14 protein-coding genes and 1 pseudogene are annotated in these 15,082 nt (G+C 68.6%); 5 read left to right on the top strand and 10 right to left on the bottom strand.

The genetic code is table 11. The features are described from left to right. Positions 1-72 precede the first annotated feature (72 nt). Both ACVGV2_RS12420 and ACVGV2_RS12415 read right to left on the bottom strand, forming a co-directional pair. Positions 73-1,080 (bottom strand): 1-aminocyclopropane-1-carboxylate deaminase, encoded by a 1,008-nt coding sequence (locus tag ACVGV2_RS12420; protein ID WP_459162532.1) that lies wholly within the window; start codon positions 1,078-1,080, stop codon positions 73-75. A gap of 257 nt (positions 1,081-1,337) precedes the next feature. After that, on the bottom strand, positions 1,338-2,264 hold the full coding sequence (locus ACVGV2_RS12415; protein ID WP_459162531.1) for an alpha/beta hydrolase: 927 nt from the start codon (positions 2,262-2,264) through the stop codon (positions 1,338-1,340). A gap of 99 nt (positions 2,265-2,363) precedes the next feature. On the opposite strand from ACVGV2_RS12415, the gene ACVGV2_RS12410 reads away from it, so the two are divergent. Next, on the top strand, positions 2,364-4,037 hold the full coding sequence (locus ACVGV2_RS12410; protein ID WP_459162530.1) for a flavin-containing monooxygenase: 1,674 nt from the start codon (positions 2,364-2,366) through the stop codon (positions 4,035-4,037). 33 nt (positions 4,038-4,070) lie between these two features. Here the strand turns inward: ACVGV2_RS12410 and ACVGV2_RS12405 are convergent, their stop codons facing one another. Next, the gene (locus ACVGV2_RS12405; protein WP_459162529.1) at positions 4,071-4,460 is read right to left on the bottom strand and encodes a PPOX class F420-dependent oxidoreductase; all 390 of its coding nucleotides are present in this window, start codon (positions 4,458-4,460) and stop codon (positions 4,071-4,073) included. A 267-nt stretch (positions 4,461-4,727) separates the two neighbouring features. Here ACVGV2_RS12405 and ACVGV2_RS12400 point away from each other — a divergent pair, with 267 nt between their 5' ends. Further along, positions 4,728-5,582 (top strand): serine hydrolase, encoded by an 855-nt coding sequence (locus ACVGV2_RS12400; protein ID WP_459162528.1) that lies wholly within the window; start codon positions 4,728-4,730, stop codon positions 5,580-5,582. A 67-nt stretch (positions 5,583-5,649) separates the two neighbouring features. Here the strand turns inward: ACVGV2_RS12400 and ACVGV2_RS12395 are convergent, their stop codons facing one another. From ACVGV2_RS12395 to ACVGV2_RS12365, 7 genes and pseudogenes are all read right to left on the bottom strand, one after another. Then, a complete protein-coding gene (locus ACVGV2_RS12395; RefSeq protein WP_459162527.1) occupies positions 5,650-6,669 on the bottom strand; it encodes a C40 family peptidase in 1,020 nt (339 codons plus the stop codon). Continuing rightward, entirely contained in the window at positions 6,666-7,784 is a 1,119-nt protein-coding gene (locus ACVGV2_RS12390; RefSeq protein ID WP_459162526.1) for a dipeptide epimerase, read from the bottom strand. The genes ACVGV2_RS12395 and ACVGV2_RS12390 overlap by 4 nt, the downstream gene beginning before the upstream one ends. A 1-nt stretch (position 7,785) precedes the next feature. After that, the gene (locus ACVGV2_RS12385; protein ID WP_459165973.1) at positions 7,786-8,934 is read right to left on the bottom strand and encodes a DUF819 family protein; all 1,149 of its coding nucleotides are present in this window, start codon (positions 8,932-8,934) and stop codon (positions 7,786-7,788) included. A gap of 183 nt (positions 8,935-9,117) precedes the next feature. Beyond that, positions 9,118-9,222 (bottom strand): annotated as a pseudogene (locus ACVGV2_RS12380) (DUF3870 domain-containing protein); the annotation flags it as partial. Between the two features lie 205 nt (positions 9,223-9,427). Further along, a complete protein-coding gene (gene cynS / locus ACVGV2_RS12375) occupies positions 9,428-9,868 on the bottom strand; it encodes a cyanase (RefSeq protein WP_459162525.1) in 441 nt (146 codons plus the stop codon). Positions 9,869-10,217: 349 nt separating this feature from the next. After that, positions 10,218-11,126, bottom strand: a complete 909-nt coding sequence (locus ACVGV2_RS12370) for a dioxygenase family protein (protein ID WP_459162524.1) — start codon at positions 11,124-11,126, stop codon at positions 10,218-10,220. A 13-nt stretch (positions 11,127-11,139) separates the two neighbouring features. Further along, positions 11,140-12,204 (bottom strand): maleylacetate reductase, encoded by a 1,065-nt coding sequence (locus ACVGV2_RS12365; protein WP_459162523.1) that lies wholly within the window; start codon positions 12,202-12,204, stop codon positions 11,140-11,142. A 209-nt stretch (positions 12,205-12,413) separates the two neighbouring features. Between ACVGV2_RS12365 and ACVGV2_RS12360 the strand changes: the two genes are divergently transcribed. From ACVGV2_RS12360 to ACVGV2_RS12350, 3 genes are all read left to right on the top strand, one after another. Continuing rightward, complete coding sequence (locus ACVGV2_RS12360; RefSeq protein WP_459162522.1) at positions 12,414-12,713, top strand: helix-turn-helix domain-containing protein; 300 nt, start codon at positions 12,414-12,416, stop codon at positions 12,711-12,713. 153 nt (positions 12,714-12,866) lie between these two features. Beyond that, a complete protein-coding gene (locus ACVGV2_RS12355; protein WP_459162521.1) occupies positions 12,867-13,400 on the top strand; it encodes a flavin reductase family protein in 534 nt (177 codons plus the stop codon). Positions 13,401-13,477: 77 nt separating this feature from the next. Continuing rightward, positions 13,478-15,052 carry a 4-hydroxyphenylacetate 3-hydroxylase family protein gene (locus ACVGV2_RS12350; protein WP_459162520.1) on the top strand — a complete coding sequence of 525 codons (1,575 nt, stop codon included), beginning with the start codon at positions 13,478-13,480 and terminating at the stop codon, positions 15,050-15,052. The last annotated feature ends 30 nt before the right edge of the window (positions 15,053-15,082 follow it).

The following is a 15,082-nucleotide window of genomic DNA, read 5'->3' as shown; positions in this document are numbered from 1 at the left end:
GATTCGTGCGCACGGTGGTGCTGTTCCGGGCGTCGAGCTCGGCGCCCGGGTGCTCGCGCGCGGCACGACGCCTCAGGTGAGGGCGCCGCTGTAGGCGTTGAGGGCGGGTTGCCCGCCGAGGTGCGCGAACAGGACGTTGGAGTCCGCGGGGATGTCGCGGCCCCGGACGAGGTCGAGCAGACCGGCCATCGACTTGCCCTCGTAGACGGGGTCGAGGATCACGCCGTCGAGCTGGGCGGTGAGGCGGATGGCGTCCACGGTGGACGGTGCGGGAATGCCGTAGGCGTCACCGGCCCAGCCGTCGAGGACGGTGATCTCGTCGTCGCGCAGACTCCGCCCGAGGCCGATGGTCTCGGCGGTGCCGCGGGCGATCTTCTCCACCTGCGCGCGGGTTTCGGCGATACGGGCCGAGGCGTCGATGCCGATGATCCGGCGCGGCCGCTCCTGGCCGGCGAATCCGGCGATCATGCCCGCGTGGGTGCTGCCGGTGACGCTGCACACCACGACGGTGTCGAAGAAGACGCCCGTCTCGCGCTCCTGCTGCTGCACCTCGCCGGCCCAGTTGGCGAACCCCAGTCCGCCCAGCGGGTGATCGGAAGCCCCGGCCGGGATCGCGTACGGCGCCCCGCCGCGGGACCGGACCTCGTCGAGGGCCTGCTGCCAGCTGTCCTTGACGCCGATGCCGAACTCCGCCTGAACCAACCGGACGTCGGCACCCATGATGCGGGAGAGCAGGATGTTGCCCACCTTGTCGTTGACCGCGTCGGGCCAGTCCACCCAGCTCTCCTGCACCAGCACGGCCTTCAGCCCCAGCTTTGCGGCGACCGCGGCGACCTGCCGGGTGTGGTTGGACTGCACCCCGCCGATGGTGACCAGGGTGTCAGCGCCCTGCTGCAGCGCATCGGGGATCAGGTATTCGAGCTTGCGGGTCTTGTTGCCGCCGAAGGCCAGGCCGCTGTTGCAGTCCTCGCGTTTCGCCCAGATGCGGGCTCCGCCGAGATGTTCGCTGAGCCGCTGCAACGGGTGGATCGGGCTCGTGCCGAACAGCAGCGGGTAGTGCTCGAAATCCTGCAGGCGCATCGGTCGCTCCTCGGGGAGAGGCCCTCGGGCCTCGGTCAGGGTGCAGAACGGCGCTCGGGGCCGCGAGTGGCCTCATCGTGAGTCCTATCGGTAGTACACGTCGAAATCAACGGTACGGCCGCTGCCTCTCGGGCGCCTTCGCTTCGGCCGCAGCTGCCCGGGGTCGGCGGTTCGCCCCAGCCGCAGCGGCGCGCAGCGTGCCGGGCGATCGCCGCTGAGGCGGGATCGCTCGGCACCATGCCGGTCGACGGGCGCTCCTATCGTGCGAGGAGCAGGTCGTGGAAGGACTGCAGCACCGCGTCGCGCTCGCGGGCTGCGGCGTCGACCAGCTCGGCGAGGTTGAGGTAGCCGTGCGTGAGACCGGTGCCGGTGAAGGTCCGCACCGGCACGCCTGCCTCGCTCAGGCGATCGGCGTAGGCGAGTCCTTCGTCGCGCAGCGGGTCGAACTCCGCGGTCGCCACCACGCTCGGGGGCAGGCCCGCGAGGTCGGGCGCCCGCAGCAGGTCGGCCCACGGGTGCGCGCGCAGGTCCGGGCTCGGCAGGTAGTTGTCGATGAACCAGCGCAGGTCCGCGGCGGTGAGGAAGTAGCCTTCGGCGTTGGCGGTGACCGATGGTTGCGACATGGTCATGTCGGTGGCCGGGTACACTAGCAGCTGCCCGGCGATCGCCGGCGCGCCGGAGTCCGCGGCGCGCAGGACCGCTCCGGCGGTGAGGCTTGCGCCGGCGCTGTCCCCGGCCACGCCCAGCGGCAGACCGGGGTGCTGCGCCGCTGTCCAGTTCACAGCCGCCACGGCGTCCTCGAGCGGGGCGGGGAAGGGGTGTTCGGGTGCCAGGCGATAGTCGACGGCCACGACGACCGCGTTGAGGCGGTTCGCGATCCAGCGGCACACCGGGTCGTGGGTGTCCAGGTCACCGAGGACCCAACCGCCGCCGTGCAGGTAGGTCACCGCGGCCCGCGCCTGCTCGGGTCGGTAGAGCCGCACGGGAACGGGCCCAGCGGGACCGGTGACCACGTCCTCGGCGACGTCGGCGACGGGTTCGGGAGTGTAGTCGGGGCCGCGCCTGGCCAGCGAGAGCTCCCGGTAGTGCGCTCGGGCATCGACCGCCTCGCCGCCGGTGAGCGGCAACCAGCCGTGGGTGTTGAGGCTTTCCAGAACGCTCGCGAGCTGTGGATCCAAGGGCATGGGACCGTGCTACGCCGCGGGCAGACGCGGGTCAACCCGAGTGTTGTCCGGCCAGCTCCTCCGTTGGCAGCATGGCAGCCACGAGGGACGGAGGTGGCCATGACCGTTCTGCCGCGTCAGGAGCGCGACGTCGACGACCGCGGTGCGTGCGATTTCGACGCCGTCGTCGTGGGTGCCGGGTTCTCCGGGCTGTACATACTGCACCGCCTGCGCGGGGCGGGGTTTTCCGCCCTCGTGCTGGAGGCCGCCGACGGTGTCGGTGGCACGTGGTACTGGAACCGCTACCCGGGTGCGCGCTGCGACTCCGAGAGCTACTACTACTCCTACTCGTTCTCCCGGGAGCTGCAGCAGGAGTGGAGCTGGACCGAGCGCTATCCCGAGCAATCCGAGATTCTTGCCTACCTCAACCACGTGGCCGACCGCTTCGACCTCCGCCGCGACATCCAGCTGCGCAGCCGGGTCACCGAAGCCGAGTTCGCGGAAGGATCCAACCGCTGGTACATCCGCACAGCGGACGACCAGCAGATTTCCGCGCGGTTCTTCATCACCGGGGTCGGCTGCTTGTCGACGGCCAACGTCCCCGCGATCGACGGTCTCGACTCCTTCGAGGGGAACTGGTATCACACCGGGCAGTGGCCGCACGACGGTGTGGACTTCACCGGCAAGCACGTCGGCGTCGTCGGCACCGGTTCGACGGGCATCCAGACCATCCCGGTCATCGCCGGAGAAGCCCGGCACCTGACGGTGTTCCAGCGAACGCCGAACTACAGCATCCCAGCTCGCAACGGTCCGATGACCGACGAGTTCCAGGAGTACGTCAAGGAGCACTACGACGAGATCCGGGAGCTGCAGCGCTCCACGAGCAACGGTCACCCGTTCCGCATCAACGAGCAATCCGCCCTGGACGTGCCGTCCGACGAGCGCGCGAAGATCTACCAGGAGTTCTGGGATGCCGGCGGTTTGAAGTTCCGCGCTTCGTTCAAGGACCTGCTCACCGACAAAGCCGCCAACGACACCGCATCGGATTTCATCCGCGCCAGGATCCGGGAGACGGTCGATGATCCGGAGACCGCCGAGACCCTGGTGCCGACGGACCATCCGTTCGCGACGAAGCGCCCGCCGATCGACACGCACTACTTCGAGACCTACAACCGGGACAACGTCGACCTGGTGGACGTGCGAGCCACGCCGATCGAGGAGGTCACCCCCGCCGGCATCCGCACCAGCGATGCCGAATACCCGCTGGACGCGCTCGTGTTCGCGACCGGCTTCGACGCGATGACCGGGGCGCTGCTGCGGATCGACGTTCGCGGCCGCAACGGCAAGACGCTGCGGGAGAAGTGGGCGGACGGGCCGCACACCTACCTCGGGTTGCAAGTCGCCGAGTTCCCGAACATGTTCACAATCACCGGGCCGGGGAGCCCGTCGGTGCTGACCAACATGCCCACAGCGATCGAGCAACACGTCGACTGGATCACCGACTGCCTGCTCCACCTGCGCGTGCACGGCCTCGACCGCATCGAAGCCACCGCCGATGCCGAACGGTCCTGGGGCGCCCACGCCAACGAGGTCGCCGACGCAACGCTCATGCCCACGGCGAAAACGTCCTGGTACCTCGGCTCGAACGTCCCGGGCAAACCGCAGGTGTTCATGCCCTACGCCGGTGGCATGGCCGCCTACGCTCGCATTTGCGACGACGTGGCCGCAGGCGGCTACCGCGGCTTCGAGCGCGATACCGTCGAGCGGAGCCATCGGGAGCGAACGTCGAGCTGACAAGGTCCGTCCGCGGTCGCCCGCTCGCAGGGGCTACATCCGGGTGGTGTGCTGGATCGAGATGTAGAGGGTCACGCGCTCATCGCCGGGCTGGTGGTAGGGGTACTCGTCCTGTCCGAGGTACTTCCGGGCCAGGCTGTTGATGAAGGCGTTGTCCGCATCGTCCTCGAAACGCTCCACCCGGCCGCGGATTTCGAGGTAGCGGTACGGATCGTCGGGATCGGTGACCGACAGCGCTACGCGAGGATCGCGTTGCAGGTTGCGGTATTTCTGGCGTCCTGTGGTTTGGCTGATCTTGACGAACTCGCCGTCGGTGTCGTACCAGACCGGGGTGGACTGCGGTTCGCCGCTGGGGCCGAGCGTGGCCACGTGCACGAACCCCGGCTTGTCGAGCAGATCGGCGTGACTGCTGGGGACGCTCATCTGGGACTCCTCGCTGTCGGTGTTTCCGGTGGGCGCACAAGCACTCCGTCGAACAGTGAACCACGACTGCGAGCCGGTCACAGGCCTGGACGTACTGCCCGGCGAAGACGCTTCCGATTGAGCATCAACACGACGGTGCCGACGGGGTCAGGGCGGAGGGCCGGGATCCTCGCGTGCCGGACGGGCCTTCGGCAGGGCGCGAAGGCCCGCTGTCGGACCTCCGCCGGGCGTTCCGGTGGAAATCGGCGAGCCGGTAGTTTCGCCGGCATGAGCAGTCGAACCCGATGGCCTGCCGGACCTCGCGAGGAACTCGCCGCGCGACTGGACCGCCTGGCGCGGGATGCTGGTGGCAGCTGGTCGTTCGCCGTCGCCGAGGGCGGGGCGGTGGCGGCCGTCCAACCCGATCTCGTGCACCCGGCCGCCAGTACCATCAAGGTGCCCCTGCTGATCGCGGTGCTCGAGGACGTCGCGCGCGGTGCTTGCGAGCTCTCCGAACCGCTTCCAGTGCCCGAGCAGCGCACCCCCGGCAGCGGCGTGCTGCGGATGCTGCCGTCGGTTTCCGCGCTGTCCTTGGCGGAGATGCTCGAGCTGATGATCACGATCAGCGACAACACCGCGACCAACGTGCTCATCGACCGGATCGGTCTGGACGCGCTGTTGGGCAGGTTTCGCGAGCTCGGGCTGGCACGCACCCGTTTGCGCAGGCACATGCTCGATCACGACGCGCGCGACGCGGGGCGGGACAACGTGGCGTCCGCGGGGGAGATGGCAACCCTGCTCGACCAGCTGTGCACGACCGATCTCCTGCGCAGTGACCTGCGAAGCGTCGCGATGCGCGCCCTCGCCGGACAGCAGATCAACGACCGGATGCCGAGCCGCCTCGATCCGGACACGTTGTGCCTGCACAAGACCGGTGAGCTGGCCGGGATCCGGCACGACGTCGGTGTTCTGCGCTTCGATGGGCGCGAGATCGCCTTCGCGGCCATGGGCAGCGACCTGCCGGATGCCGGGGATGGCACCGGATCGGGCCCGGCGGCCGCTGTCATCGGGCAGGCAGCTCGCACGGTCGTGGATCTGGCCAAAGCGGCCGAGGAGCCGGATCCGGCCGATCAGTCCGCATAGGACGGATGTGGATCGGGAAGACCGCACCGAGCGCATCGATGCGGCCGTCCCGGCCGGTCCGACTCGCTCACAGGATCCGCTTGGCTCCTGCGAACTCGTCGTTCTCGTCCCACCGGTCCCAATCCACGATGGACACGCTCGAGGACGCGTTCGGCGAGTGGATCATCTTGCCGTCGCCGACGTACATGCCCACGTGGTGCACCGAGCCTTCGCCACCCGGCTGGGCGAAGAACAGGAGGTCGCCCGCCTGCAGATCGGACACGGCGACATCCGTGCCGACCGTGGACTGGTCCGAGGCGTCCCGCGGAATCGTGATGCCGTGCGCGCGGTAGACTGAGTAGGTGAACCCGGAGCAGTCGAACCCGAAAGCGGACACGCCCGCCCAGAGGTAGCGCAGCCCCAGGAATTGCTCGCCCGTGCGCACCAGGTCCTGGCCGGTCGGCCGGGCCGGCTCGTCACCGGGGGCGTAGACGTCCGCGTCGTCGCGGTCCAGCCATGCCGCCGAGTTGTCGGGCAGGGCGACGCGCAGCGCCCGCGGTGTGGTGTCCAGCACCGGAAGCCGGGTGTTGAAGCTGATCTCCTGGCGCCGCTGCTCGCCGGTGGGTTCGTCGGTCAGCCAGGTCCGGTTCGCCGTCACCTGCGCCCACGGCAAGTGCTCGGCCTGCCGGGCGAACTCGTCGCTCTCCGCCAGCTGGTCGATCGGAACCCAGCCGGGATAGCCCCGCTCGTCCCGGGGTGTCGGCTGGTCCAGCACGACCACGTGCGCCCAGTCGCCGGAGATTTCCGTGATCTCCACTTCGGACCCGAGAACGGCCTGGCTTTCCAGCTTGCCGGTCAGCCACCGGCGCGTCTCGGCGTCGGGCATGTTCGCGTTCCACTGGTCCAGATCGACCGGGTTGGTCAGCGACGGCGCGTCCACCTCGCGTGCCGTGTTCGGCTCTACCCAGAGCGTCGCAGCGGTGACGTCGACGAACGCGCGGTCGCCTGCTTGCAGGTCGTCGGATGCGGGCGATGCCGCGGCCGTGGTCCCCGTCGTGCACAACAGGGACGCGCCGAGCGCCGCGGTCACGATGCGCAACCCCTTCATCGTTCGATTCCTTCCGTTGATTCTGATCCGAACCCGAGGCCGGGGGCGTGCGACAGGTGCAGCTGGTCGCCGTGCAGCGCGTAGCCCCCGGCCAGTTCGCGCTCGTCGATCCATTCGGCGGAGTCGAGGTCCACCAGCGTGATCGCCGGGTGCGCCGCGGCCACGTGCACCGCAGCCGTGATGGAGATCCGGGGCTCCATCATCGCTCCGATCATGCACCGCAGTCCTGCGGCGCGGGCCACGTCCGCGATCGCCAGGGCGTGGCCGATCCCGCCGCACTTGGCGAGTTTGACGTTCAGCACGTCGGCGGCGCCCGCGCGGGCGATCTCGAAGGCGTCCCGCGGCGAGTTCAGCGCTTCATCCGCCATGATCGGGACGTCCACAGCCGCCGTCACCGCGGCCAGCGCCCCCAGGTCGTGCTTGGGCACCGGCTGCTCGACCAGTTGCAAGGGGATCTGCGCGTCCTGGATCGCGCGGATGATGCGCACCGCCGACTTCGCGTCCCACCCCTGGTTGGCGTCCAGGCGGAACTCCGCTTCCGGGACGGCATCTCGCACCGCCTGCAATCGGTCGAGATCGGCGCGCCAGTCATGACCCAGCTTGATCTTGAGCACCGTGAAGCCGTCGTCGAACGCGTTCGTCGCCGCACGCGCCATGGCATCCGGACTGGCCAGGCTGACGGTCATGTCGGTGCGCAACACCGCGCTCGCGTCCCCGCCCAGCGCTTCGACCAGCGGTACGCCGAGCCGGCGCGCCCAGGCGTCGTGCAGCGCGACGTCCGCTGCCGCCTTCGCGCTGGTGTTTCCGGCGCACGCGGTGGCGATGGCATCGGCGTGGCCGCGCACTCCGCGATCCGCGGGCTCGGCCGTCAGGACCTCGGTGATCGGTCCGTGCAGCACTGCCCGCATCGACTCGACCGACTCGCCGGTGACGGCGAGCGTCTGGGCTGCTGAACCGCGCCCGACGGTCCCGTCGTCCAGTTCGACTTCGACGAGGAGCCCGGCGATCTCCTCGACGCTGCGCCGGGAAGTCACGAACGGATGAGTCAAGCTGCGGGTGTAGTCCCGGGTGCGCACATCGGTGATCGCGAGGCCGCTGCGCGGTGTACCAGGCATGTCACACTCCCGAGAGGATCTGCGCCACGGTCAACCCGAGGAACGTGCCGGCGAACGACCCGATCAGGGCGTAGAGCACACCGACCGGCACGAGCTGGCGGTTGAACGCGCTGGCCACGACGGGCGCCGAGGCCACACCGCCGATGTTGGCCGTGCTGGCCACCGCCAGGCTGAACAGCTCGGTGCGGGTCAGCTTGGCATAGCTGACCATGATCACCAGGTGCACGAGCAGTACCACGATCCCCACGACGAGGTACAGAGGTGCCTGCGCCAGCGAGGCGAAGTCCGACCCCGAGGCGATGATGCCGATGAGGACGTAGAGCATGACCATCGCGACCTCCGACGACCCCGCCGTCTTCCCCAGCCGCGTCGTGGCGATGATCAAGCCGAGCACGCTGACGATGAGGATCGTCCACGTCGTGCTGGTGATGACCACGCCGATTTCCGGTAGCTGGTCGCCGACCCAGCCCGCGGTGGCGGAGATGAACAGGCCGAAGCCGATCAAGGTCATCAGCGAGACCAGATCGATCGGGCGCTGGTGCTCGTCCAGACCGGTCTGCGCGTCCAGCTGCGCGGTGTTCGCCCCGACCCACCTGTTGAACCGGGACGACAAGCTCACCGACCCGAACATCAACAACAGCCACACCGAGTACAGCACAGTGTCCACGATCAGCGCGTAGCCGAACACGTTCTCCGGGGCCTGCAGAACGCCCTGCACCGCCACCATGTTCGCCGAGCCACCGGTCCACGAGCCGCTCAGCGCGGCCAGCGCCTTCCACGCCTCGGACGCCAATGCCGCTTGGAAAACCAAGTAGCTGACCACGAAGCCGAACACGATGCTCAGTGCGGACACTGCGTAGGTCAGCAGCAGCTTCGGGCCCAGCTTGATGATCTTGCGGAGATCGCACTTGAACAGGAAGAGCAGGATCATCGCGGGCAGCAGCGCATCCTGCACCGCACCGCCGGTCGATTCGATCGACTCGGATTCGCCGAACACGCCTGCCGTGTTCAGCCCCGCAGCGGCGAGGTACAGCAGCACGAACCCGGGCACGTAGGTGAACAGCCGGACGTTGGTCCGATGGGTTGCGAACACGATGACGCCGGACAGCGCCAGCAGCACGCCCAGGTACAGGAAGCCATCAGTGATCATCTGGTCGTCGTCCCCGTCCTTCCTGCGACCGGGCCGGTTTTGCGGAACGCGAAAAGTCGGAAACAAGCACGGCACGCCAGGTGCGCGCGTGGCATGTTCCCGACCGGGTCTCGTTCCGATGGGGTGATACCAGGTGGTGATCCGCTCCGCCAGGCGGCCTTCGTCCGTGATGCGCTCTCTCGCGCACGAGCTCTTGACGAACGCGTCCGTCAGCGCCAACGTCGCGGAGCATTCCGCATCCAGGATCCGGTGGCTGTCCGCGTCAACCGCGAAAGCGACGTGGAACATGCCGAACCGGTGGTGATCGGGTTGCTGGACGGCGCCTTCGCCTCGCCCGTGACGAGGATCGACGTGGACATCGAGGAGGATAGAACCACGGGAGTCCGTGGTTCGTAAAGGCACCACCAGCAGCTCGCGGTGAGTTTATGCAACCGTGACCGAGCTGACGCGAACCGTGCCGGGGATCTCGGTTCCGTTCGACGCGTTCTGCCGCTCACCACTTGTAGGGCAGGAACTTCCCGTCGAAGGTGATCTGCACGCGAGGCCCTTCGTCGGCGTCGACGCGTTGCACGTTCGCTCGGAAGGTGATGGCGCTCATGATGCCGTCGCCGAAGTCCTCGTGGATGAGCTCCTTCAAGGCCGGCCCGTACACCTGCAGGGCCTCGTACAACCGGTACAGGGTCGGGTCGGTCGGAGGCAGCTCGTCGAAGCTGCCGCGAGTCGGGATCTCGCGGAGCACGGCGAAGACGTCCTCGGGCAGCTCCAGCAGGGCCTGCAGGCGTCGTGCGGTGCTCTCGTCGAAGGGGTGCTGCCCCAGCAGGGCGGCGGTCGTCCACACCCGGTCCGTGCCGAGCTGTTCAGCGATGCCGCTGAAGGAGAGCTCCTTGGTGCGCTTGGCTTCGAGAATGGCTTCCGTGGCCTCGGAACGCCGCATCGGTACCGCCTTCGTCGGGTGAGCGGGAACGGCGGCGCTGCCGCGCTGTGCTTCCCGCGCGGGCTGCCCGCCGGGTGGGCGCCGTAGAACCCACCGTGCCGCAGTGTCGCCGCCGCGCACGGCAGACGCAGGGCGCGGCGGTACATCCCCTCACTCGTCCGGGGCTATGGGGTTGGCCAAGCTGGTTGTGGTTGGCACTCGGTTCTCTCTGAGCGGAGCGAACAGGACGTCGCAGCGGCGGTGGACCTGATGCCGATGCCGGACTTCGAGATCACGACGTCCGGGCACGAGCAGGGAGTTGCGGGCGGAGGCGATCCGTTCTCGGCTCGTGCGAACGCCACCTCCGGCGTCAGGTTTCGGCGGGAGCCAGCACGATGTCGAAGCGGACCCTGCTCCAGCTCCGGTCGCCGAGGTCGCGGCCGTCGGGAGTGGGCGTTCCGGGCCCCGGCTGTTCGAATCGCTTGATCAGCGAGTCCTTGACGCCGAAGACGCTGTCGCCGATGGCGAGCTGCGGGTCGTCTTCGACGAAGATGTGCGTGACCAGCGTGCGCAGGTCGTCTGCGGTGACCATGAAGTGCAGGTGTGCGGCACGCATCGGGGAGCGGCCCGCGGCTTCGAGCAGCTTGCCGACCGGGCCGTCGTGCGGGATGGGGTAGGGCACGGGGGTGAGTCCCCAGAAGCGGTATTCGCCGTTGGCGTCGGAGCGCAGGCGGGCTCGTCCGGCGACGCGCCCGTCGGTGTGCTGGACGTCGTAGAGGCCGTCCTCGTCGCACTCCCACACCTCGATGCGCGCGCCGGGGACCGGGTTGCCGTCGGTGTCGGTGACGGTGCCCTCGACCCAGCACGGTTGGCCGGGGGCGGTGCCGGCGATGTCGTCGCCGAGTTCGATCTCGGGGGCGTCGTCGGTGAAGAACGGGCCGAACACGGTGGCTTCGGTGGCCTCGGCGTAGGCCTCGTTGTTCACGGCGATGGTCTGCATCGAGGCGCCGAGCACGTCGGAGAGCAGCACGAACTCCTGACGCTTGTCGTCGGTGATGTGGCCGACCGCGGTGAGGAACTCGATCGCGGCGTTCCACTCCTGCTCGGTCAGCCGCACGTCGCGGACGAAGGAGTGCAGGTGCCGGGTCAGCGACTCCAGCACATGCTTCAGGCGCGGATCAGCGGTGTTGCCGAAGGAGGCGAGGACGGTGTCGACGAGCCGGTCCTCGACGGCGGTCTGCTCGGCGGAGGTCGGTGCGTTCTCGGAGGCGTTGGTCATGCTGTTGTTCCTCTCACTGGGCGGAGGCGGTGCCGGCGCGGGCGGCGCGCAGCAGGTTTTCCAGGTCGGCACGGGTGACCGGTCGGGGATTGGATTCCGGCACGGCCGGCAGGGCCAGGTCGGCGGCTTGGGCAACGTTCTCCTCGACCATGCCGTGCTCGCGCAACGCCCGGGGAGCGTCCAGCGCGCACCGCAGGGTCTGCAGCCCGGCCACCGCGGAGTCAGCGCCGAACGCTGCGGCGATGCGTGCTTCCGCTTCCGGTGCGGAGGGTGCGTTGAACGCGAGCACGTGGGGCAGCACGATGGCGTGGGTCTGGGCGTGCGGCAGGTCGTAGGCCCCGCCGAGGACGTGGCAGATCTTGTGGTGCAGGCCGGATCCGGCTGAGGTGAACGCCACCGCGGACAGGTACGCCCCGTACAGGGCCCGTTCCCTGCCGGGGAGGTCGCGGGGGTCGTGCTTGATCGCGGGCAGGCCGCCGGCGAGGGCGCGGATGCCCTCGGCTGCCAGGGCCCGGTTGATCGGGTCGGCGCGCGGGGACCACATCGCGTCGATGCAGTGGGCCATGCCGTTGAGCCCCGAGGCGATCGACAGGTCCACCGGCAGCGACAGCGTCAGCTGCGCGTCGTAGATCACCGTGGTGGGTAGGACCGCGTCGTCCACACCGGTGGTCTTGCGGGAGGTCTCGGTCAACCCCCACACGTTGGTGGCTTCGGAACCGGCGTAGGTGGTGGGAACGGCGACGATCGGCAGGCCGGTGCTCATCGCCACGGCCTTGGCCAGGCCGGTGGTCGAACCCCCGCCGAAGCTCACCAGCAGGTCGATGCCGTGCTCGGCCGCGACCGCTCGAGCCTTCTCCGCCTTGTCGAGGGGAACGTGCGGAGCCACGTCGTCGTGGTGCACGACCACGTCGATGTGCGCGGTGACGGCTTCGACGAGCGCGGCCGCGGACGGTGCGGCGATCACCATGACGCGTTCGGTGCCGAGTCGAGCGACTTCCGCGGCGAGGTTGTCCGCCGCGCGGTCGGAGCCGAACCGGACGCGTTGGCCGAGGGTGACGTGCTCGAAAACCGTGCTCATGGGGCTGTCCCTTCCATTCGACTACGGCCGGCGTGCGAGCGCTGGTGGTCAGGCGCGGCACGTCCAAGGGGTGTCGAGGCAGGTGCGCAGCTGCGCTGCGTGCGTGGCCGGCGCGGCGACGTAGGAGTGCGGGCGGGACCGTGACGTCGACAGCGATGCTATCGAGCCACCGCGTTCAGTCGCCATCCACGTCGGACACGTCGCCCTCGGTGCCGAGCCGCACCCACCGCCCGCCAGCTGCCTCCGCGTCCTCGGGCACCGGACATCCAGAAAGCACCGCGGGCAAGATCCCCGAAGCGGATCTGACGGTGCGCGACCACATCCGTGACCGCCGCCTCGACCGGGCGTGGCAGCTGCTCACCACTTCCGAGGCCGAGGACCTCGCCCTGGGCGAGCTCGCCCCGCGGGTGGGGTTCTCCTCGCACACCTACTTCAGCCGCGCCTTCCGCAACCGCTTCGACATGACACCGCGCCGGGCGCGGCAGCAGTTCCGCACCGCTTCGCACTGAGACGCCGTGCTTTCGCACTCAGCGGACATGGCCGTGGTGACGTCTTTCACCGCGCGGCGCGGTGGGCCAGTCTTCCGGACACCCACGGACCGGGAAAGGGACCCGCCCACCGCGGCCGGGTCCTGCGACCCCCCGATCGCCACTGGAGACGTCATGCACCTGGACCCGCGCCAACCCAGGACCTACCTCGGCCACTTCGCCAGCGACGTCACCGTTGTCAGCTGCGACATCGACGGGAACCCGCACGGTGCGACCGTCAACGCGTTCAGCGCGGTGTCGCTGGACCCACCACTGGTATTGGTGTCGCTGGACCGCCGCAGCAAAGCCTGCAGCCACCTGGAGAACCGGCCGTTCGCGGTGAACGTGCTGCGCGAGGAACAGGACGCGGTGGCGTCGCACTTCGCGGGCAAACCCGCGGAGCAGCCGATCGAATGGATCCGCCCGGAAGGGGCGGCCCCGTACCTGGGCGGTTCGCTCGCGCACATCTCGTGCCGGCTGTGGCGGTCCTACGACGGCGGGGACCACGTGATCCACCTCGGGGGAGTGGAGTCCTTCGCCTTCGCCGGGGGCGATCCGCTCGTGTTCTACCTCGGCAAGTTCCGGCACCTGGGCAAGGCGTTCGAAACCGCACCGTGGTTGGAATCGCTCGACTGCCCCACGGGCCAAACCCGTTTCGTGCTGTCGTGAACCGCCCCCGGCGGACGCGCGGCTCGGTCCACCGAAACCCCGGAAGAGAACGGAATCCGCGAGAAGAGGAGCACCCTATGACCCAGCAGGACGAACGGACCAGCAACCCCGCGGTCGCTCCCGACGCCCAGCAGCGGCCGATGACCGGTGACGAGTACATCGAGAGCCTGCGCGACGGACGGGAATTGTGGCTGTACGGCGAACGCGTCGACGACGTCACCAAGCATCCGGCGTTCCGCAACCCGGTGCGGATGACCGCGCGGCTCTACGACGCGTTGCACGATCCCGACAAGCAGGACGTGCTGACCCGGCCGACGGACACGGGCAACAACGGGTTCACGCACCCGTTCTTCCGAGCCCCGCGCAGCGCCGAGGACATGGTCGCCGACCGCGACGCGATCGCCGAGTGGGCGCGGTTGTCCTACGGGTGGATGGGCCGCAGTCCCGACTACAAGGCCAGCTTCCTCGGCACGCTCGGTGCGAACGCGGACTTCTACGAACCCTTTTCCGACAACGCCCGGCGCTGGTACCGGGAATCGCAGGAGAAGGTGCTGTACTGGAACCACGCGATCATCAACCCACCGGTGGATCGGCACCGCGATCCGTCGGAGGTCAAGGACGTGTTCATGCACGTCAACGAGGAACGCGATGACGGGCTGATCGTCAGCGGCGCCAAGGTCGTAGCCACGGGTTCGGCGCTGACGCACTACAACTTCCTCGGCCACTACGCCCTGCCGATCAAGGAGCGCGAGTTCGCCCTGGTCTGCACCGTGCCGATGAACGCGCCGGGGATGAAGCTCATCTGCCGCCACTCGTACTCCATGCAATCGGAGGTGATGGGCAGCCCGTTCGACAACCCGCTGTCCTCGCGCATGGACGAGAACGACACGATCTTCATCCTGGACCGGGTCAAGATCCCGTGGGAGAACGTGTTCATCTACGGTGATACCGAGAAGGCCAGCACCTTCATGCCCAACTCGGGGTTCCTGCCGCGGTTCACCTTCCAAGGCGTCACCCGGCTGTCCGTCAAGCTCGACTTCATCGCCGGTCTGCTCATGAAGGGCGTCGAGGTTACCGGGACCAAGGACTTCCGCGGCATCCAGACCCGCGTCGGCGAAGTCCTCGCCTGGCGCAACATGTTCTGGGGATTGACCGACGCGATGGCCAAAACCCCGGAGGCGTGGAAGGACGGCACGGTCCTGCCGAACGTGGACTACGGCATGGCCTACCGGTGGTTCATGACGCAGGGCTATCCGCGCATCAAGGAGATCATCCAGAAGGACCTCGGCAGTTCGCTGATCTACCTCAACTCGCACGCGCGGGACTTCAAGCAGCCCGCGATCCGGCCCTACCTGGACCAGTACGTGCGCGGGTCGAACGGTTACGAGGCCGTGGACCGGGTCAAGCTGATGAAGCTGATCTGGGACTCGATCGGCAGTGAGTTCGGCAGCCGGCACGAGCTCTACGAGGTCAACTACTCCGGCAACCACGAGGGCGTGCGCGCGGAAATGCTCTACGCGCACCAGAACTCGGGCAAGGCCGACGAGATGAAGGGCTTCGCCGAGCAGTGCATGGCCGAGTACGACCTGGACGGTTGGACGGCACCGGACCTGTTCAACCCCGGCGACGTGTCGGTCCACGGCAACTGCTGATCACCAGGCGGGCCCGGTCGGAACTGGCCG

It is taken from the genome of Bounagaea algeriensis (assembly GCF_054491375.1).
The sequence above is the reverse complement of the archived record's forward strand: the minus strand, read 5'-3'. Positions and strand labels throughout refer to the sequence as shown.